This window comes from Acidovorax sp. BL-A-41-H1, from assembly GCF_051942715.1.
In genome coordinates this window covers 25,920-45,133 of the sequence record NZ_JBPVJQ010000013.1, presented here as the reverse complement: position 1 = coordinate 45,133, position 19,214 = coordinate 25,920, and the positions used below count along the sequence as shown (strand labels likewise).

18 protein-coding genes, 3 tRNA genes and 1 pseudogene are annotated in these 19,214 nt (G+C 62.5%); 12 read left to right on the top strand and 10 right to left on the bottom strand.

Annotation, left to right across the window (positions count from 1 at the left end; all coding sequences use genetic code 11):
* The first annotated feature begins 13 nt into the window (after nt 1-13).
* The 3 genes from ACTPOI_RS25255 (at nt 14) to ACTPOI_RS25245 (ending at nt 3,739) form a co-directional block, all read left to right on the top strand.
* The gene (locus tag ACTPOI_RS25255) at nt 14-574 is read left to right on the top strand and encodes a nucleoside-diphosphate sugar epimerase (RefSeq protein WP_440114243.1); all 561 of its coding nucleotides are present in this window, start codon (nt 14-16) and stop codon (nt 572-574) included.
* A 74-nt stretch (nt 575-648) separates the two neighbouring features.
* Entirely contained in the window at nt 649-1,692 is a 1,044-nt protein-coding gene (locus ACTPOI_RS25250; RefSeq protein ID WP_252658317.1) for an endonuclease/exonuclease/phosphatase family protein, read from the top strand.
* A gap of 157 nt (nt 1,693-1,849) precedes the next feature.
* Nucleotides 1,850-3,739, top strand: coding sequence for a M14 family metallopeptidase (locus ACTPOI_RS25245; protein WP_440114238.1), 1,890 nt, complete (start codon nt 1,850-1,852; stop codon nt 3,737-3,739).
* 305 nt (nt 3,740-4,044) lie between these two features.
* Here ACTPOI_RS25245 and ybaL read toward each other — a convergent pair whose 3' ends face one another.
* The gene (gene ybaL / locus ACTPOI_RS25240; protein ID WP_440114235.1) at nt 4,045-5,784 is read right to left on the bottom strand and encodes a YbaL family putative K(+) efflux transporter; all 1,740 of its coding nucleotides are present in this window, start codon (nt 5,782-5,784) and stop codon (nt 4,045-4,047) included.
* A 195-nt stretch (nt 5,785-5,979) separates the two neighbouring features.
* On the opposite strand from ybaL, the gene ACTPOI_RS25235 reads away from it, so the two are divergent.
* From ACTPOI_RS25235 to ACTPOI_RS25195, 9 genes and pseudogenes are all read left to right on the top strand, one after another.
* Nucleotides 5,980-6,056: transfer RNA gene (locus ACTPOI_RS25235), tRNA-Arg, on the top strand.
* A 175-nt stretch (nt 6,057-6,231) separates the two neighbouring features.
* A complete protein-coding gene (locus tag ACTPOI_RS25230; protein ID WP_440114232.1) occupies nt 6,232-7,473 on the top strand; it encodes a tyrosine-type recombinase/integrase in 1,242 nt (413 codons plus the stop codon).
* 575 nt (nt 7,474-8,048) lie between these two features.
* Nucleotides 8,049-8,243, top strand: coding sequence for a helix-turn-helix transcriptional regulator (locus ACTPOI_RS25225; protein ID WP_440114229.1), 195 nt, complete (start codon nt 8,049-8,051; stop codon nt 8,241-8,243).
* Nucleotides 8,244-8,252: 9 nt separating this feature from the next.
* Nucleotides 8,253-8,537 carry a helix-turn-helix transcriptional regulator gene (locus ACTPOI_RS25220; protein ID WP_440114226.1) on the top strand — a complete coding sequence of 95 codons (285 nt, stop codon included), beginning with the start codon at nt 8,253-8,255 and terminating at the stop codon, nt 8,535-8,537.
* A gap of 11 nt (nt 8,538-8,548) precedes the next feature.
* Nucleotides 8,549-8,851 (top strand): helix-turn-helix domain-containing protein, encoded by a 303-nt coding sequence (locus ACTPOI_RS25215; protein ID WP_440114223.1) that lies wholly within the window; start codon nt 8,549-8,551, stop codon nt 8,849-8,851.
* Nucleotides 8,835-9,680, top strand: a pseudogene (locus tag ACTPOI_RS25210) (toprim domain-containing protein); the annotation flags it as partial. The gene ACTPOI_RS25215 and the pseudogene ACTPOI_RS25210, both read left to right, overlap by 17 nt.
* A 180-nt stretch (nt 9,681-9,860) precedes the next feature.
* Entirely contained in the window at nt 9,861-11,246 is a 1,386-nt protein-coding gene (locus ACTPOI_RS25205) for a YfjI family protein (protein ID WP_440114447.1), read from the top strand.
* A 191-nt stretch (nt 11,247-11,437) separates the two neighbouring features.
* The gene (locus ACTPOI_RS25200; protein WP_440114220.1) at nt 11,438-11,728 is read left to right on the top strand and encodes a hypothetical protein; all 291 of its coding nucleotides are present in this window, start codon (nt 11,438-11,440) and stop codon (nt 11,726-11,728) included.
* Nucleotides 11,725-12,423, top strand: coding sequence for a hypothetical protein (locus tag ACTPOI_RS25195; RefSeq protein WP_440114217.1), 699 nt, complete (start codon nt 11,725-11,727; stop codon nt 12,421-12,423). Before ACTPOI_RS25200 ends, ACTPOI_RS25195 begins: the two co-directional genes overlap by 4 nt.
* A gap of 270 nt (nt 12,424-12,693) precedes the next feature.
* Here the strand turns inward: ACTPOI_RS25195 and ACTPOI_RS25190 are convergent, their stop codons facing one another.
* The 9 genes from ACTPOI_RS25190 to ACTPOI_RS25150 form a co-directional block, all read right to left on the bottom strand.
* Nucleotides 12,694-13,107 carry a hypothetical protein gene (locus ACTPOI_RS25190; protein WP_440114214.1) on the bottom strand — a complete coding sequence of 138 codons (414 nt, stop codon included), beginning with the start codon at nt 13,105-13,107 and terminating at the stop codon, nt 12,694-12,696.
* A complete protein-coding gene (locus tag ACTPOI_RS25185; RefSeq protein WP_440114211.1) occupies nt 13,088-13,717 on the bottom strand; it encodes a phage baseplate assembly protein V in 630 nt (209 codons plus the stop codon). Before ACTPOI_RS25185 ends, ACTPOI_RS25190 begins: the two co-directional genes overlap by 20 nt.
* A gap of 104 nt (nt 13,718-13,821) precedes the next feature.
* Nucleotides 13,822-14,508, bottom strand: coding sequence for an IPTL-CTERM sorting domain-containing protein (locus tag ACTPOI_RS25180; RefSeq protein WP_440114208.1), 687 nt, complete (start codon nt 14,506-14,508; stop codon nt 13,822-13,824).
* 630 nt (nt 14,509-15,138) lie between these two features.
* A complete protein-coding gene (locus tag ACTPOI_RS25175; RefSeq protein ID WP_440114205.1) occupies nt 15,139-15,804 on the bottom strand; it encodes a hypothetical protein in 666 nt (221 codons plus the stop codon).
* A 398-nt stretch (nt 15,805-16,202) separates the two neighbouring features.
* Entirely contained in the window at nt 16,203-16,406 is a 204-nt protein-coding gene (locus ACTPOI_RS25170; protein WP_094287754.1) for a hypothetical protein, read from the bottom strand.
* Nucleotides 16,407-16,579: 173 nt separating this feature from the next.
* Nucleotides 16,580-16,655, bottom strand: a tRNA-His gene (locus ACTPOI_RS25165).
* Between the two features lie 48 nt (nt 16,656-16,703).
* Complete coding sequence (locus ACTPOI_RS25160) at nt 16,704-18,632, bottom strand: SurA N-terminal domain-containing protein (protein ID WP_252661759.1); 1,929 nt, start codon at nt 18,630-18,632, stop codon at nt 16,704-16,706.
* A 60-nt stretch (nt 18,633-18,692) separates the two neighbouring features.
* Nucleotides 18,693-18,768: transfer RNA gene (locus tag ACTPOI_RS25155), tRNA-Val, on the bottom strand.
* Between the two features lie 16 nt (nt 18,769-18,784).
* Nucleotides 18,785-19,057: an HU family DNA-binding protein gene (locus ACTPOI_RS25150; protein WP_008906675.1), complete on the bottom strand. Its 273-nt coding sequence runs from the start codon at nt 19,055-19,057 to the stop codon at nt 18,785-18,787.
* Nucleotides 19,058-19,214: the final 157 nt, after the last annotated feature.

Sequence of the window (19,214 nt, the reverse complement as noted above, 5' to 3'; positions counted from 1 at the left end):
AGCCACCATCCACGTGCTGCATGCCCGGGACCGGCGCCCTCCGGCGCTGGCCCACCCTCGGCTGCAACTGCACGCAGTCGATTTCTCCGACCTGCCCGCATTGCCTGCGGTGGACCATGTCTATATCACCCTGGGCACCACCATGGCGGCAGCAGGCAACCAAAGCGCTTTTCGCAAGGTGGACTACGACGCGGTGATGGCCACCGCCCGGGCCGCACGTGCCGCAGGCGCGAGCCGCTGCGGCGTGGTAACCGCCATGGGCGCAAACGCGCACTCACGCATCTTCTACAACCGCGTCAAGGGCGAGGTCGAGCGCGACCTGCAGGCCCTGGGCTTTGCCACCCTGGTCATTGCCCGCCCCTCTTTGATGATCGGCGAGCGCCAGGCTTTGCAGCAGGGCGCACGCCCGGCCGAATCTCTCTCGATCCAGCTCTTCAAATGGCTGGACCCGCTCATTCCAGACAGCTACCGCGCCCGCCCCGGCGCCGATGTGGGGCGCGCGCTGGTCCATGCCGTACAGTCAGGCCCGCCCGGGCTGCAGGTGCTGTCGGGCCGCGCGCTACAGCAGCCTTGACGCCTGCCCGGCCCCAGCGCTTGAAGGCTGCCCCGCAATTTTTTACCCCCAAGGACTTCCCGACTCCTCTGCCCATGCGCCCCAACGACCCGCCCCAGCCCTTGGCCACCCTGATGGTGGCCACCTGCAATGTGTTGAACCTGGCCAACCCTGGGCGCATGTTCTATGAAAACCAGGACCCCTACAGCGCCGCAGAGTTCGAGCGCAAGCTCACCTGGCTGGGGGAGCGCCTGCGCATGCTCAACGCCGATGTGCTGGCGGTGCAGGAGGTCTGGGACGAAGCCGCCTTCAAGGGCGCCCTGGGCCGCAGCGGGCTGCGCTACGACTTTGTGGCCGTCCCCGGGGCCGAGAACGACGCCGAGCGCCATGGTGCGCAAGGCACCCCCCGCGTGGGCATTGCCACGCGGCTCAAGGTGGAAGCCCTGCAGTCTTTTCCTGACTTTCCCCCAGGCCTCCAGGTGGAGGTGCCCGGCCTGGGACCACACACCCGCTTCGAGCGCCCGCCCCTGGTCGCCACACTGCGCATGAAACATGGTCAGACCCTCAATGTGCTGACCGCTCACCTCAAGTCCAAACGCCCCAAGTTCCTGCAGGATGCGCAGGGCAACCCCACGGAGGACCGCGACGACCACAAGGTGATGGCACTGGCCTCACTGCGCTCGCTGGTCATGCGGGGCTCCGAAGCCATGGCTCTGCGCTGTCTGATCATCGACCTGCTGCACCGCACCAACATCCCGCTGGTGGTGCTGGGCGACTTCAACGACACACCCGACAGCGTGACCACGCAGCTCATCTGCGCTACCAACGAGATCGCCTACGACCGGTCGGCCAGGGATGTCGCCCTGTTCAACGCCTATGACCTCCAAGGCGAAGCCACGCTGAAAAAGGACGTGGCGTATTCGCACATCCACCAGGGCTCCCCTTCCGTGCTCGACCAGATCCTGGTAAGCGAAGAGTTCATGGCCACCGGGCGCAACAGCGTGGGCGATGTGCGCCGGGTCGACTACTTCAACGACCACCTGCACGAAGGCCGCGACCGCACCCGGTCCGACCACGGGTTTGTGCGTGCGCTGCTGCGGCTCAAGATGCCGCCTGCAACACCACAATCACCACCCTAGCCATCGCCACAAGACCATTCGGCCTGGAGCGCAGGCCTCTCGCCATGTCAACCAGCGCATTGCAACGGGATGTACGCCGATACAGCTGGGCACAACTGCACAGGTAACATCAACGCCACTGACGCCCCCCAGTGAGGCATCCCTTGGCAGAAAACCCATGACCATGCACCCATCTCTTCGCCGCACGCCCCTTGCAGGGACAGACACCGCCCGCCCCGTCACGGCTTCTTTGCGGGCCATGCGCTGGGCAACCTCTGCCACCCTCGCTGCCCTGCTGCTCACGGCCTGCGGCAGCACACCGCTGCCCCCCTGGCCCTCCACGCCAGCCGCCCAACGGCCGACTGCGCCAGCCCCGCTGCCGCGCACGCAGCAGGGCACGGTGGTGCCTGCGCCGCTGGGCCAGCAGCAGCTGGCACCACAGCAGCCGCCACAGCGCGCGGCCGTGGTGTCCACCCCCCTGCCCCCGGCTGCGCCGCTGGTGGTGCAGAACGAAGGCCCCATGGCGCCGCCTTACAGCGCTGCCGTGGCCGCACGTTTTCCCAACCCGCCGATTTCCTACAACACGCCAGGGTTGGGGCAGGATCGCCGGGCCTTCACCACCAATGCCGAACTCGGCCAGTGGCTGCGGTCCCTGGCGGATGCAGCCCCCCGTGGCGCCACCCGCACCAAGCTGCTCAACATCGGCACCTCGCAGCGCGGTGAGCCCATCCAGGGGCTGCTACTCACCCGCGCAGCAGGCACAGACCCTGCCAGCCTGGACAACAGCGGCCGCCCCACGGTGGTGCTGATCGGCCAGCAGCATGGTGACGAGCCCGCAGGCAGCGAAGCCTTGCTCGTCATCAGCAGCGAGCTGGCCCAGGGGCTGCTGGAGCCGCTGCTGGACCGCATCAACGTGGTGGTGGTGCCCCGCGCCAACCCCGATGGCGCCGAGGTCGGCACCCGTGTCACGGCCAATGGCACGGACATGAACCGTGACCACCTGCTGCTCAACACCCCCGAGGCCCGCGCACTGGCCCGGGTCATCAATGACTACCGTCCCATCCTGGTGGTGGATGCCCACGAATACACCGTGGTCGGCCGCTACCTGCAGAAGTTCAACGCCATCCAGCGCTACGACGCCCTGCTGCAGTACACCACCACGGCCAATTACCCCGAGTTTCTGACCAAGGCCTCGCAGGAGTGGTACCACCAGCCCATGGTGGCCGCGCTCAAGGCCCAGGGCATCGCCAGCGACTGGTACTACACCACCTCGACCAACCTGGAAGACAAACGCATCTCCATGGGCGGCACGCAGCCCGACACGGGGCGCAACGTCCATGGCCTCAAGAACACCGTCAGCCTGCTCATCGAGACACGCGGCGTGGGCATTGGCCGCATGCACATCCAGCGCCGTGTGCATTCACAGGTCACCGCCATCTCCAGCGCCCTGCGCAGCACGGCCGAGCGGGCCGCCAACCTGGAGCAGGTGCGCTCTTTTGTCGCCCGGGACGTGAGTGCCCAGGCCTGCCGTGATCAGGTAGTGGTCGAGGCGGCAGCCACCCCCACCCAGCGGGACCTGGACTTTCTGGACCCGGAGACCGGTGCAGACCGCACCATCCGGGTGGACTGGAACTCGTCGCTCACCCTGCGGACCACCAAGTCGCGCGCCCGCCCCTGCGGGTACTGGCTGGCAGCGGGCTCCACAGCAGCCGTAGAGCGCCTGCGGCTGCTGGGCCTGCAAGTGATGCGTGTGGCCGAGCCCGGCGCCATGCTGGCCGAAACCTACCGGGAAACCGCGCGCGAAACCGGCGACCGCCAAGACGTGATTGGCACCATTGCAGGTGGCACCGGCATAGTGCGTGTTCAGGTGTCCACCGTGCGCAGCGCTGTGGATGCCCCAGCGGGCAGTTTCTATGTGCCGCTGAACCAGCCCCGCGCCAACCTGGCCGTGGCCGCGCTGGAGCCTGACACTCAGAACAGCTACTTTGCCAACCGGATGATCGAAGACCTGGGCCAGTTGGCCCGTGTGATGGCCACGCCCGCCTTGGTGTTTGAAGAAACCGAGTAATTCATAGACCGCGCCCCAACGAAGGGGCGTGGCACCCTCGGCCGCTGCTGCTGCAGGGCAGACCGCCTTCGCAGAGAGGGCCTGCGGTCACCGCAACGTGCAGGCGCCCCGGTGGTGGCGAGAGGTGTTTGATGGCCGGCATGGCCAGCCCGCTTTTTGGCAGACCCGCCAGCCACTTGCGGGCCGTTTCAAAACAGGTGCAGACACTCTGGGTGATCCCGGAAAACGCGACAGCATAGTATTGCTACATATCTAATAGCAATAAATCCTTTATGGTAGAGCGCAGAGCCTTGTTTTTGCTTGGATCACACCGGTCCATGCAGGGGGGCAGGACCGGTGGAGCGCGCCTGCCGCGCCCGGGACCTCTCCAGCACATGGTGCGACATCAGCTGGGCCAGCGCATCTTCGGCCAGAAACACCACGGTGCCATCACGCTCCTGCACAAGCCTGCGCGCCTCATCCTCGCTGTGGCTGCGCACCACGGTCTCGATGGCGGGGTTCAACGTGACCGCCATGGCAATGATCTGCCGCACGTTGAGAGAGTCGGGCGTGGCAATCACCAGCATGGCGGCACGGGCGATGTGTGCCTGGATCAACACGGCGGGCTCCACAGCATCGCCGAACACGGCGGCAATGCCCTCCGCCCGCAGCGACTCCACCAGTTCGCGGTTCTGCTCGGCCACCACAAACGGAATGTCGTGAGCGGCCAGGGCACTCGCCACGCGCCGCCCTACCCGGCCATACCCCACCAGCACCACCTGGCGGGCAAGATAGCGCGAATCCGTGCTCATCGGCAGCTCGGCCAACGGGTCATCGCGCTGCTCCAGCCGGCGCGCCCAGGCCGAGCGGGCCCGCAGCCAGTCCTGCAGCGGCGCAATCGCATGAAAGAGCAAGGGGTTGAGCGCCATCGAAATCAGCGCCCCTGCCAGCACCAGGCTGGCGCCTTCGGGCGGCAACAGGCCCAGCGTTGCCCCCAGGGCCACCAGGATGAATGAAAACTCGCCAATCTGCGCCAGGCTGGCCGACACCGTGAGCGCCGTGTTGAGCGGGTAGCGGAACGCCAGCACCAGCGCAGCCGCCGCCAGCGTTTTGCCCACCATGATGATCGCCACCACCGCCAGCACCTGCAAAGGCCTCTCCCACAGCACGGCAGGGTTGAACAACATGCCCACCGACACAAAAAACAGCACGGCAAAGGCATCGCGCAGTGGCAGAGACTCGTGCGCGGCCCGGTGGGCAAACTCGGATTCACGCATCACCATGCCGGCAAAAAAGGCGCCGAGCGCAAACGACACACCAAACAATGCGGCCGACCCGAACGCAATCCCCACTGCCGCCGCCACCACACACAAGGTAAACAACTCGCGCGAACCGGTGCGCGCCACCTGCCACAACACCCAGGGGAACAAGCGGCGCCCCACCAGCAGCATCAAGGCCACAAAGCCGCCGACCTGGAGCAGCGTCCAGCCCACCGTACGCCCCAGTTGTGCGGCGTCCAGCTCCGCGCCAGCGCTGTTCCCCAGCCACCCGGCCAGCGGGGGCAGCAGCACCAGCACCAGCACCATGGCCAGGTCTTCCACCACCAGCCAGCCCACGGCAATGCGGCCGGTGTAACTGTCCAGAATGCCCAGCGTCTCCAAGGCCCGTAGCAACACCACCGTGCTCGCCACCGACAATGAGAGCCCCAGCACCAGTGCCCCGCCCAGGCTCCATCCCCACCAGGTGGCCAATGCCGTGCCCAGCGCCGTGGCCACCATCATCTGCACCACCGCCCCAGGGACGGCAATCTTGCGCACCGCCAGCAGGTCCCCCAGCGAGAAATGCAGGCCCACGCCGAACATCAGCAGCATCACACCAATCTCGGCCAACTGACTGGCCATGGCCGCATCCGCCACAAACCCCGGGGTGAACGGCCCGATCGCCACCCCAGCCAACAGATAGCCCACCAGCGCCGGCAAACGCAGACGTGTTGCCAGAAAACCCAGCGCCAGCGCCAGCCCAAGGGCTGCGGCGATGGTGTGGATAAGGGAAACACTGTGCGGCATGGGGATGTGTGCTGGAGGGGAGAGCGCCTCGTGCGCCCGCGCATGGCCTCGTTATAACCGCATCCCCCCCTGCACTGCAAAATCGGAGGGCTTCTTGCAAGAGGGCACCGTCATGGCGGGTATGATCCAGCCTCTGCATCAAACGCAGTGGCGGACACTCCGCCCAGCCAGTAGGCGTCACCGCCGAAAGCCTTTCTGCCCGTAGCTCAACTGGATAGAGCAATAGCCTTCTAAGCTATAGGTCGGGGGTTCGAGTCCCTCCGGGCAGGCCAAAGCAGCATTTCAGACAGTCTCACAACCTCTCAGAACCCGCATGTTTCCTAGCATCGCGGGTTTTTTGTTGTCTCAGGCCACTTCACTACGTACCATGAGATACCGTCAAAAAAACGGTATCTCTGACGGTATCTCTGAAGTACCGCACCCCAGATACCGTTAGCAGGGGAAGCAATGGCACTCGCAGACACATTCGTTAGACAGGTGAAGCACAGCGGCAAAGCCAGCGGAGACAAGTACGCCGATGGCGGGGGCATGTACCTGCTGGTCAAGGCCAGCGGCAGGTACTGGCGGATGGACTACACCCACGCCGATAAACGCAAGACACTTGCATTAGGCGTATACCCCGAAGTCTCTTTGGCGAAGGCCCGCAAGCGCCGCGAAGAAGCCCGCGAACTCCTGGCCGAAGGGCTGGACCCCAGCGCCGCCAAGAAAGCCGAGAAGCTGGCAACCCGCGTAGCCGCAGCCAACACTTTTGAAGCGGTGGCCCGCGAATTCCACGCCACCCAGGCCAGCGGCTGGAGCCCCCGCTATGCAGCGCGGTGGATCGAGCGCATGGAGAAAGACCTGTTCCCGCACATCGGCAAGCTGACCTTGCCCGCCATCACCGCGCCCGTGCTGCTGGACGCGCTGCGCAAGGTAGAGAAACGCGGGGCCAACGAAACCGCCCACACCCTGCGCCAGACCGCCGGGCAGGTCTTCCGCTATGGCGTGCAAACCGGGCGCTGTGAACGCAGCCCCGTAACCGACCTGCACGGCGCCTTAAAGCCCATCGTGGTCAAGCACATGGCTGCCGTGCTGGAGCCAGCCAAGGCGGGCGAGCTGCTGCGGGCCATTGACGGCTACACCGGTCAGCCGATGACCAAGGCGGCGCTGGCGCTGTCTGCCCTGCTCTTTCAGCGCCCCGGCAACATCCGGCAGATGGAATGGGCGTGGATCGACTTCGACAAAGCCCTGCTGACCATTCCATCGCAGGACATGAAGCGGCGGCTGGCGCAGAAGATCAACGGCAGACCGCACTTTGTACCCCTGGCACCGCAGGCCATCGCCATCCTGAAAGAGCTGCAGCCCCTCACCGGACATGGCCGCTACGTGTTCCCCAGCCTGCGCACGGGCGAACGGGCCATGAGCGACAACACCATCAATGCAGCCCTGCGGCGCATGGGCTTTGCCTCCGACGAGATGAGCGCCCACGGTTTCCGAGCGATGGCGCGCACCCTGATGATTGAGCGCATCCACGGCATATCCGCCGATGTGATCGAAGCCCAACTGGCGCACGGCAAGTCAGGGCCGCTGGGAGCCGCCTATGACCGCGCGGAATTCATGGAGCAGCGGCGCCGGATGATGCGAGAGTGGGCGGATTATTTGGACAAGCTGCGCATTGGTGCGGAAGTAATCCAATTCAAGGCAGCATGATCACCGACATGCACAGCAAGGCCCTTCAGGGCCTTTTTCTATGGCGAGCGCCACAACGGACACAACAAAAAAACAAACGAATGCAACATCTTCGCCAACCACGGCCACCACATTCGGTTCTACCTTGATTCACGTTCTTTTGCGGTTTGGAAGGTAAGTTTTTGTGTCGTTTACCCCCGCAGTATTCTCTCTGCCAGAGGGAAACATGGCATTTTTTGGCACTTATTGGGGCCCCACCGAACACGTTGCAGCACCTTCACGCACCGGGAGTTTCCGCAAAGACGACGGTACACAAAACGAGCGGCTCGGGAAAACAAAGCAAACGCAAATATGATGTCTGCGATCTTCTTGGATACATGAGCAATCCAGAAAGGCGAAACCCTCGAAGCTTCCTAGGGCGACGAGGGTTTCTAAGCACCCAATCCCGAGGGATCAAGAACTTGTCTGGTCAGACAGCTTTTGATTCTATGCCTACGGGGTCGCACGCGCTACGCTGGGAGTAAACACAGCATTCGTTTGTGATCCGTTCGCCGGGTGCGGGGTTTTTTTGAACCCTGTTTATAGAAAGGCCAGCCATGGCCCAAAACGTCTATCACCCTGAAACCTTGCTGCGCCTGCCGCAAGTGCTGGCCCGCTTTCCCGTATCCCGCTCAGGCTGGTATGCGGGCGTGAAGTGCGGTAAGTACCCCCACCCCATCAAGACCGGCCCACGCACAGCAATGTGGCGCGCAAGCGAGATCGACGCCCTTATTGCCGCCATCGGCAAGTAAGGGGGCGCAATGCAAAAGCAACAACATGCCGTAACGGCAGGACAAGCCACGCCCCGCGTTTCCGCTGCAAATTTCGACACCTTACCCGATAGCGCATTCATCCGCGAAGCGCAACTGGTGCAGAGCCCCAAGCGCCCCGACTCCCCAGCCCCCCTACCCTTCAGCGCTCCGACCTTATGGCGCAAGGTGAAAGCGGGCACCTTCCCTAAACCGCACCGTTTGTCTGAGCGCGTGACGGCGTGGAAAGTGGGCGACGTGCGCGCGTGGATTAATCAACACACCGCCGATGCGTAAGGGGGCACACCATGCACACCAACGCAACTAAGCGGCAGGCACTGGCCGAGATTCTGGCCGCGCATCCGGGCACCGACACCACGGCGCAATGCACACGCATCCGGGCTGCGCTGGCCCGCTTTGCACTCACCACGTTTGAGGCTTCACGCTATCTGGACTGCTACGACCCGCGCGCACGGGTGATGCAACTGCGCCATGCCGGTGATGTGATCCGCACGCACTGGCAGACGGTGGAAACCGAAGGCGGCGGCAAACACCGCGTGGGGCTCTACGTGCTGGAATCCAAGGGGGGTCACCATGCAGAGCGCCATTGATGGCTTCAGCACCGCCATGGAGGCGGCGGGCCTGCCACCCCCACCCACAATAGAAGCCGATGGAAGCCTGCACCGCTTCAGCACCAGCGGCAAACGCGGCGACGACTCCGGCTGGTATGTGCTGCACCCGGACGGCATCGCGGCGGGCGTGTTTGGCTGCTGGCGCAATGGCTGGTCACAGACTTGGAGCAGCAAGCCCGACACGGCGATGACTCAGGCCGAGCGCGACGCACACCGCCAGCGCATCAACGCCATGAAGGCACAGCGCGATGCAGAGCAGGCCCAACGCCAGCAACAGGCCCGACAGACAGCGGCGGCGCTGTGGCAGGCCGCAGCACCTGCCACACAGCACGAGTACCTTGCACGCAAGGGCACACAGGCCCACGGCGCACGGTGTGATGGGCAGCGGCTGGTGATCCCCTTGCGTGATGTGGATGGCACCCTGCACAGCCTGCAGACCATTGCGCACGATGGCGACAAGCGATTCATGCCCGGCGGGCGTGTGGCGGGCTGCTACCACTCCATGGGCAAGCCCCAGGGCGTGCTGGTGGTGTGCGAGGGCTTCGCTACCGGGGCCAGCATCCATGAGGCCACGGGGCACGCGGTGGCGGTGGCCTTTAACGCGGGCAACCTGCTGCCCGTGGCCCAGGCGCTGCACGCCAAATACCCGGCGCTGCGCATCATCGTGGCCGCCGACGATGACTGGCGCACCGATGGAAACCCAGGCCTGACCAAAGCCAGCGAGGCGGCGCAGGCGGTGGGCGGCGACCTGTCAAAACCTGACTTTGGCGACAACCGCCCAGAGAAGGCAACGGACTTCAACGACCTGCACCAACTGCTGGGGCTGGACGCGGTGAAGGTGTGCATTGATGGTGCTGCGACGGCATCCGCCGACGGCGGCTGGCCTGACCCCGTGCCCCTGCCCAGCGGCCTGCCACCTGTGGCGCCGTTTGATGCAGAGCTGCTGCCCGAGGCCCTGCGCGGCTGGGTGGCAGATATTGCAGACCGTATGCAGTGCCCGCCCGACTTTACGGCGGTGGGGGCTGTGGTGGCCTTATCCAGCCTGATCGGCGCGCGTGCAGTGGTCAAGCCCAAGGCCCGCGACGATTGGGCAGTGACGCCCAACCTGTGGGGCGCCATCGTGGGCCGCCCTGGCGTGATGAAGTCGCCCGCACTGAGCGAGGTATTGAAGCCGCTGCAGCGCCTTGAAAAAACAGAGCGGGAACAATGGCAGGCCGCGCACGAAGCCTGGCAACTCGATTGCAAGGTGGCCGAGCTGGCCGCCAAGGCCAACGAAAAGCAGGCCGCAGCCCAGGCCGCCAAAGACCCCGCCAGAGCGCGGGCGCTGCTGCAGCCAGCCGACAACCTGACCGCAGAGCCCACCATGCGGCGCTACGTGGTCAACGATGCCACGGTGGAAAAGCTGGCCGAGCTGCTGACGGTGAACCCGTGGGGCACGCTGGTCTATCGTGATGAGATTCACGGCCTGCTGTGCAGCATGGATAAGCAAGGGCAAGAAGGCGCGCGAGGCTTCTACCTGACAGGCTATGACGGCAACCAAGGCCATGCTGTGGACCGCATCGGGCGCGGTGAATCGTTTGTGCCCCGCGTGTGTCTGGCAATGCTGGGTGGCATCCAGCCCGGCAAAGTGCAGAGCTATGTGCGCGAGGCGGTGGCGGGAGGTGCGGGTGATGATGGCCTGCTGCAGCGCTTTGGGCTCACGGTGTGGCCTGACGTGAACCGCGATTTCGTCTATGTGGATCGGTGGCCCGACACCCCTGCCAAGCAGGCCGCATGGGCGGTGTTTGAGCGCTTGAATCAACTGCAGCCAGCCACCGATAGCGACGCGCAGGAATGGCGCTTTACGCCCAATGCGCAAGCGTTATTTGAAGAATGGCTGATCCCGTTTGAAACCGAGCTGCGCGGAGAAGAACTGCACCCCGCCCTGGTGTCGCACCTTGCCAAATACCGCAAGCTGGTGCCAGCCCTGGCGCTGATCTTTGCCCTGGTGGACACCCCCGAGAGCGGACACCTGATCTACGAGCGCGAGCTGATCCGCGCACTGGCGTGGGCCGACTACCTGCGCACCCATGCCGAGCGCCTGTATGCCGCAGCGGTGATGCCCGAAACCAGCGCAGCCAAGCAACTGCTGGACAAGATCAAGTCGGGCAAGCTGGCCGACAGTGACGGCGTTTTGCTGGATGCCTTTGCCCCCCGGCAGGTCGCGGTAAAACACTGGGCAGGACTGGGCACACCAGACGCCGTGCGCAAGGCCGCCGACCTGCTGGCCGACTATGGCTGGCTGGAACGCGAGGCCACAACCAGCGGCACGGCAGGCGGCAGGCCCAGCGAGCGATACGTGCTGCACCCCGTGCTGGTGAAGGGGGGCGCGTGATGAAGTGGCTACAGCGCCTCAAATCGGCACCAACCCCAGACGCCAACGCTACGAAACCTACAGAACCCGGTTTCGTAGGTTTTGTAGCGTGCCCCGATGGGCCTTCTGAAAAATTCACAGCCCCGCAGCAGCCACCCGCCAACGAAGCGACGGCAGACCCCGACCGCTGGTGCTGGCCCCATGGCCCGGCAATGAACACGGCAGAGATTGACACCTTTGCGGCGCGGCTGGCGCGCTTCACCGATAAGGGCCTGACGCTGGACGATGCCGAAGCGCTGGCCGACAAGCTGGTGACGCGGGACAGGGACAACGACAGCCGCCGACTTTGCCTGGAGTGCGCCCACCTGCAAGGCGTGGGCCGCTGGGGCTGCGGGAACTGGAAGCAGGCCGCCATCTGCACCCGCCCGACAGACGCAGGGCTGGCGCATGTACTGGTGGTGATGCCCCAACACTGCCCAGGATTCAAGGAGCACATGCGATGACAAAGAAGGCCCAAACTCCGACGGTGCCAAGCGGCAACCCCGACCCCAACACCCTGCAGCTATCCAAAGACCCGGCGCAAACTGATGCCGCCCAGATCGCAGCAATGGCACTGGGCGGCGTTGCGGCCAACGCGATGACCACGCGCACGTTTGCAAAGGGCACGTTTGGGACGCTGGACGTGACCGAATGCGTGATGACGTTGAAGAAGCGGGTGGACACCACCCACGGCGGCGACCTCAAGCACGCAGAAACCACCCTCACGGCGCAGGCCGCAACACTGGACGCCATCTTTAACGAGATGGCCCGGCGTGCAGCGCTGAATATGGGCGAGTATCTGGACGCCACCGAGCGCTATATGCGGCTGGCACTCAAGGCCCAGGGCCAGTGCCGCGCCACGCTGGAGACACTGGCAGCCATCAAGAACCCGCCGGTGATCTTTGCCAAACAGGCCAACATTGCCCACGGGCCGCAGCAGGTAAACAACGACAGTTTCCGGAGCAATACGCGCACCCGCGCGCACGCGAGAAGAACGGAAACCACGCCAGACGAACTATTAGAGGGGCCGCAGCATGGCAGCACGAACATGGACGACAGAGCAGCGACAACGCCAGCGCGAGGCCATCCAGCGGTGGAAGCCCTGGAACCAATCCACCGGCCCCGCAAGTCCCGAAGGAAAAGCGGTGGCGGCGCGTAATGCTTACAAAGGCGGGCAAAGAACCGTGCGGTGCAAACTATTTCAAGAGCTGAATTTGGCGCTGAAGGTACAGCGTGAAAACCTGTCAAATAGCCCCGACACGCGATCAGCCTAAATTCTCCCCAGCCGAATGGGCCTGCTGGCGGTGCAGACTGTCAGCTTGCCTTCGCGCCTGAATTGATTGCTAGGATGACGGCTATCGGCCAGGAGCAGCCGGTGGAAGCGAATGGAAGCGGACGCTCAACGCTCAGCTTGAGGCGCGTGTTGTCTTCAAAGCGTCTGTCTCGAAGCTGTTGTTAGCCTGGGCTCGATGTATGCCTTGAGCGCATCAATTAGGCAGAACAACTCTTCGGGATGATATTGCACTACAGCCTCCCCTGTCGGGGCGCCGAGTTCCTCCCAAAGCTTTCCAAACTCTTCCATCTCTTGAGGCGTCCAGCCGTCGTATAGCTCGTACTGATAGCGAGCCTTTTCGAACGCGAACTGAAAATGAATCAAGAGCCTGTTAAGGTCTGAAAAATCTGCATGTCCAGGCGAGCGCTCTTTGGCCGCTTTCAAAATTTCCTTTTGGGCGTATCCCGGCAAAGCGAGCCACAGCTTCGCATAGTCATGATTCTGCTTGGGCGATTGGCCAGAAAGCCGGATCGCACACTTGAGCAGAATCTCAAATCCGAGTATTTGCAATAGTGCACTCGAGTCCGACGCTGCGCAGGCTGATGCCGCCGGACAGCACGTCGGGCGAGCCGGTTGCGCCGTCGCCGTCGATCACCAGAGATCCGCCCCCAGCAGACAAGACGATGCGATCCCGGCGCAGTTCGATAGAGGCCTGGCCCACGCGCAGGGTGATGGCCTGTTCGCAGGTGATGGTCAGCATGCCCGTGCCCGCGTCGTGCTCCATGCCCTCGGTTGCGCTCCAGTCGAGGCGGTAGGCGTCGGGGTTCTCGCTGCCCTGCGGGGCCTTGTCGCTGTAGACGCCGGGCAGCACCACGGCGTTGAGCAGGTCGCCGCCGGGAGCCATCACCATGCACTGTTCGCCCACCTTGGGGGGCCACCACTGGCGGCGCGACGGGCCGCCCGCGCTGCCGCTGGTCCAGGGTAGCCAGTCGGTGAGCAATTCACCGCTGCGCACGCGACACCGCGCGGGCTTGCCGTGGCGTACTTCGGCCACGGTGCCCGCGCGCAGGATGTTCTCTATGCGGCGGCCTATTTCGAGGGGGGATTCAGATTGAGAGACGGGCCTTTCCATGCGAACGATGGTGCCCGCGCGTGCGCGAAAACGCACTCGGATACGCATGTGTGCATGTCACACACAGGCAAGCGTCTGACACCTTCGACGAAGGGCGGGAACAAAAAAGCCGCAGTGTTTTTTGCTGCGGCTTTTTGCTCAGTGATCTTGTTCTAGATAGATTTGCGGCGCAATGCGGCAAACCCCGCAAGTCCAACAAGGGCGGATGAAATGATTAGGCCCCACTCCGAAAGCGTTGGAATCGCTTGGGGCGTGGTGCCGGACACTGCACGTGTCCAAACGACTGCTCCGCCACTGGCGGTGGATCTACCTGCGTCCGCGTTGTCACCGCTACATGAGTCAGCCGCTCCAGCAGGAGAGACCCCCACGACAATGCATTGATCGTTGTTGTATGCGAGCGCAGTGCCCGTCAGTCTCACCAACGCAAACCGATCACCGAACGCATGTGGCGATGTGCCCGACTGCCACAGTTCTACGAAAACATCAGCGGAAGTGATCGCGCCAGACGCATTGGTTGAAACTTGAAATCTGTAAGCACGCACTGCTGGATTTGTACTGGAGTAGGTGTTGATTCCATCGCTGAACGTGAAGGATGTGACTGATGCAGCAACATTGGCGCCAACCAAATTGTTGGCGAGCGGACTTGCCGTGGTGAATGAGCCAGATGCCGACATCGCCAACGTGAAGTTTTGGCAAGGGCCAACGCCACACACCGTGAAATCGGTTTTCATGGTGTAAACGCCGGATGTTGCTGTATAGACCGTGGATTGCGCATGGGCCCAGCACGCCGTAAGAAGTAGTGCCGCCCCAACCAGCCAGTGCTTGAAGATTGTTTTCATATGCTTTGAGTGTGTGAAAAAGCTGCGCAAGCATACCTGTGACCATTTGCAGTTTTCTACTTGACAGGGTGCTACCGCGCCAAATGTTCTAGAACCATGTCGCGGAGCGCCTCGCGCTGTTTTTCTGAGAGACCCAGCAGTTTCCGCGCCGGGTATAGGTAGGCTGGGCAGAGGTTGGATTGGGCGTATCTGTGGGGTTGTTGACTTGGCTCGAATACAACGAGCCGTCCACGAGACCTTCTACGGGTCGATGGGGTTGGCTCAAAGAGTTTATGTACTCACACTTGGGCGCCAATGGGGTCGCGATCGGCTTCGGTCTGCTCGGCTTGATGCTCACGCTATGGGGGGGCCTATGAAGTGGCGACTTCGCGGCGAAATGAAGGAAGCAAGCTGTGTTGATTGAGCGCTAAAGAGCCATTTCTCGGGAGTCTGCTTTGGGCCCTTAGCGGCCATACAGCAGTGCTGAATATTGCGTCTAGTTCTTAGCGTTTGGATGTGGGAAAACCGCAGCATGGGCTTCCAGTCTCCCAGCCCGTACACAACAAACCGTTCTGACGGGAGTGGAACAGCCAGCCCATGCGCGCGCTGGCTAGTTGGCAGATGGAACATGCACCCAGCAGCGCACCGCCCCTATCGACAGTCTGTAAAGACCGTTCCGCCAGCGGCCCGCGATGAACATGAGATTGAAGGTGCGAGGATTGGCGCAGATGGTCGTGGTTGCGCGGCCTGCATGAGCAGCATCGCATTGGCGAAATCGGCATTCGCTTGGGCTTGTTCAGCAGCGCGTCTGCTTTGCGAGGCCTGGTTCGCTTGCCCCTCTTGCTGTCGTGCCGCCTGCCACAGGCTATCGTATTTCACGCTGAGTTGCTTGCGGTGCGAACTGAATTGACCGTAAGTCCACTCGCCCGAGTAGAGCTTGGACATTGCGATGATGAACTCTGCATTTGAGGCTTCTGGCAAGCCGTTATACATAACGGGTTGATACATCTGGCGGAACTGCTTGCCAGACTCAATGCAGTTGTTCCGCTCGTCCGCCCATACTTTGATCGCAGCCTTGTCCTCATCGGTCGCCTTGTCTTGTCGCGCCATGTGCTCCAGACCAACGCTAGCCGCCGCAGCAATGCTGCCAACCTTTGGCTTTAGGACTTGCAACTCCGGTTTGTTTGCCAATGCAGCAAAGCACTTACGCGATGGGTCATCATCGGTAGTGATGCGTATATTTGATTGTGCTGTCGGCATGGTGGCATTGCAGCCCCCCAAAACAACCGCGGCAGCGATGACAAGTAGTTTCTTCACGCTCACACCCCATAGATTGTCCCGTGCGATTGTGAGCCACCCTGCAATGATGACGCAATCCTAGTCAAAGAGCTACGAGGTAGGGCCTAGCATCGAGCCATGGCAAGTTAACAACTTAGGCCCCCTGCGTTGCTACCGACCGACACCGTGGACACTTTCACAAATGACGGTACTTTTGACGGTACTTTTTTAAATCGAAAGTGCCAAACCCAGAATTCATACGGGTTTTAGGGCACTATGTGAACTCCTCCGGGGCCAATATTCACGCGGTAAAACTCATCCGACTGGCGTTGATTGCGCCAGGGGAAAACGTCGAAAAATCCACTTCGGCCAGGCCGCGCAGAGCCACCACATCCTCGCTTCAGGATGGTCGGTCGATGGGTTCAGCGCTTTTGCGGCTAGCGGTTGGGTTGCGGTACGGCCGCATAGTTCATTGCGATGGCCTGCACCACGGCGCCAATCAACGCCGAATCTCCCGCACTCTGGGGCAGTACTTCTTTCACAATCTTGACCGCGTATTCCAACTGCTCCTTGGCCAGGGCCGCAGACATGGCATTGCCACGCTTCTCACTCGGCGACGCATCGCGGACTACCAGATTCATCAGGGGCTCCCAGAAAGCAGTGAAACAAGCAGTATGCGCTGCCTTCTTCTGGCAAAACGACCGTTGGAGAAACTAAGTGGGAGAACAGGTCGCGATAGTCGGAACCGGGGCCTGAAAACCACTGCAGAAAGCAAAAAAGCGCTGCAACGTCTCCGTTGCAGCGCTTTGCATTTTGGGGTGGCTGATGGGGCTCGAACCCACGACAACAGGAATCACAATCCTGGACTCTACCAACTGAGCTACAGCCACCGTAGCTTTGTATTATAGCCTGGGTTTTTGCCCCCAGGACTAAATTGCTTAATTTTCTGCAGTGACTTGGGCTGCAGCGTCAGGACGCGGGGCCTTGATCTGCACCTTGAAGCGCTGCTTCAGCAATTCGTAGTAAGCCAAGCCTTCTGCGGTCGTCAGCCACTGCTCGTACTGCTGGCGCTCCTGCTGGGCACGCTGCGCATCAGGCGCCTGGCGGGGTACCACGCGGTTGACCTTGACCACCATGTAGCCAGCGGTCCCCAGGTCCACGCCCGTCCAGCCGGGCAAGGCATCGGCAGGTGCGCGCAAGGCGGCGTCAATCACCGGGCGGGGCAGGTTCTGGGGTTGTTCACGCGATACTTCCACCGCTGTAGAAAGGCCCGTGGCCGAAGCAGGCGCTGCCTTCCAGGCGGCCAGCTTGGCCTCGCCTTCCTTGCGCGCCAGTTCGGCCGACTTTTCGGCCACATAGAGGGTGCGCACGCGGGCCCGCACTTCGTCCAGCGGCAAGGTGCGAGCCGGGGTGTAGGTCGTCACGCGGCCTGCGGCCATCTGGCTGGGGCCCACTTCGACGGCTTCGGTGTTGCGCTTGTTCTGCACGGAGTCCGAAGCAAACAGTGCCTCCAGGAACTTGGCATTGGCCAGGGGCCCCTTGGCGCCTGGTGCTGGGGTGCGGGTGACGCCCGTGGCCGTCTGCACCTTGAGCTTGAGCTTGTCGGCCACCGGCTGCAGGCTGTCTGCCTGCTCGTACACACCGTTGGTGAAGGACTCGGCCACTTCGGCGAATTTGCGCTGGGCCTGCTGCTGCTTGAGCTCGGCTTCCATCGAAGGACGCAGCTCCTCGAACGAGGGCTGGCGGGGCGTCTTGATGTCGGTCAACTGGATGATGTGAAAGCCAAAATCGCTCTCCACCACATCGCTGATCTCGCCCTTCTTCAGAGCAAAGGCCGCATCTTCGAAAGGCTTGACCATGGCGCCACGGGCGAAGAAGTTGAGGTCTCCGCCGACCACGGCCGAGCCCTTATCGTCTGAGGATTTCTTCGCCACGTCCGCAAAACTCGCGGGCGCCTTGCGCACCTGGGCAAGCAGTTCGGCAGCGCGGGCCTTGGCCTTCTCGCGGTCTGCAGCCGGTGCATCCTTGGCGGCATTGACGAGGATGTGGCTTGCGCGGCGCTCCTCCTTGGCCGTCATGCGCGCCACGTTTTCCTTGTAATAGGTACGCAGGTCGTCTTCACTCAGGGAGATGGTGGCGCGGACACTGTCGAGGTCCAGCACCACATACTCCACGGCCGCCTGTTCCAGCTGCTGAAACTGCGCGGGATGGGCTTTGTAATAGGCTTCAAGGTCCGCATCCGTGGGCGTGACCTTGCTCGCAAAATCGGATGCATTGAAACGTGCCACCTGGATGTCGCGCCGCTCGTACAAGGCGTTCAGGGCCAGCTTGACCTGTGCATCCGAACCAAAAGCCGAGCCCATCACGCCACCCATGACCTGGTTGATGGAGATGTCGCGGCGCACATTGGCCTCAAAACCCGCAGGCGTGAGGCCCTGGCCGGCCACCAGGGCGCGGTAGGCTTCGGCGTCCAGGGTTCCGTCCGCGCGCTTGAGACCGGCGATCGCCGGGATCTCCTGCAGGCTGCGTGCCAGGCGCGCATCGCTGGTGACGAGGTGCATTTTTTTCGCGGCAGCGGCCAGCACACGGTCGCGCACCAGGCGCTCCAGCGTGGCGTAGCGTGCGCTAGGCGAGTCCAGCAACTTGGGATCGACCGTGGGAGACTGCGCGCGAATGCGGTCCGTCTCCATGCGGTGGGCATTGTCCCAGTCTGTCTGCTTGATATTGTCTCCATCGACACGCGCCACCACCGGGCTCTTTTCAGAGAAGTAGTTGCTGTCAATGCCTACCAGCACAAACGAAGGAATGATCAGCAAGAACAAGAAGATCATCACGATCTTGGAGTGCTTGCGGATGGATTCAAACATGGTCGATCTTTCAAGAGGCAAAAAACAAAAGGCGAACTTGCGTTCGCCTTTGTTCGGTGATGGTGGGTCCTGACGGTCTCGAACCGCCGACCTACTCCGTGTAAAGGAGCCGCTCTACCAACTGAGCTAAGGACCCCACCTAAACTTGATCCTCAGTTCAAGGCATCTTTCAATGCCTTGCCAGGACGGAACTTTGGAACTTTAGCAGCTTTGATTTTAATCGTAGCGCCGGTACGGGGATTGCGGCCCGTGCGGGCAGCGCGCTTGCCCACGGCAAAAGTGCCAAAACCGACGAGCGACACCGTGCCGCCCTTCTTCAGAGTCTTCTTGACAGCCTCGATCGTGGATTCCAGGGCACGCGCAGCAGCGGCCTTGGAGATGTCGGCGTTGGTAGCGATGTGCTCGATCAGTTCGGTTTTGTTCACAAGAAGCCTCTCGGAAAAGAGTTGATGGAATGTCTCGCGGATATCTGGTCTTCACACGTCTGACGGCACAGCCGAAGGCTGATGGGGAACAGGCGGGGGAATGACTGGCATACACAGCAGTGGCTGCTGCATCAGATTAAAGCCATCGAGTTTCAGA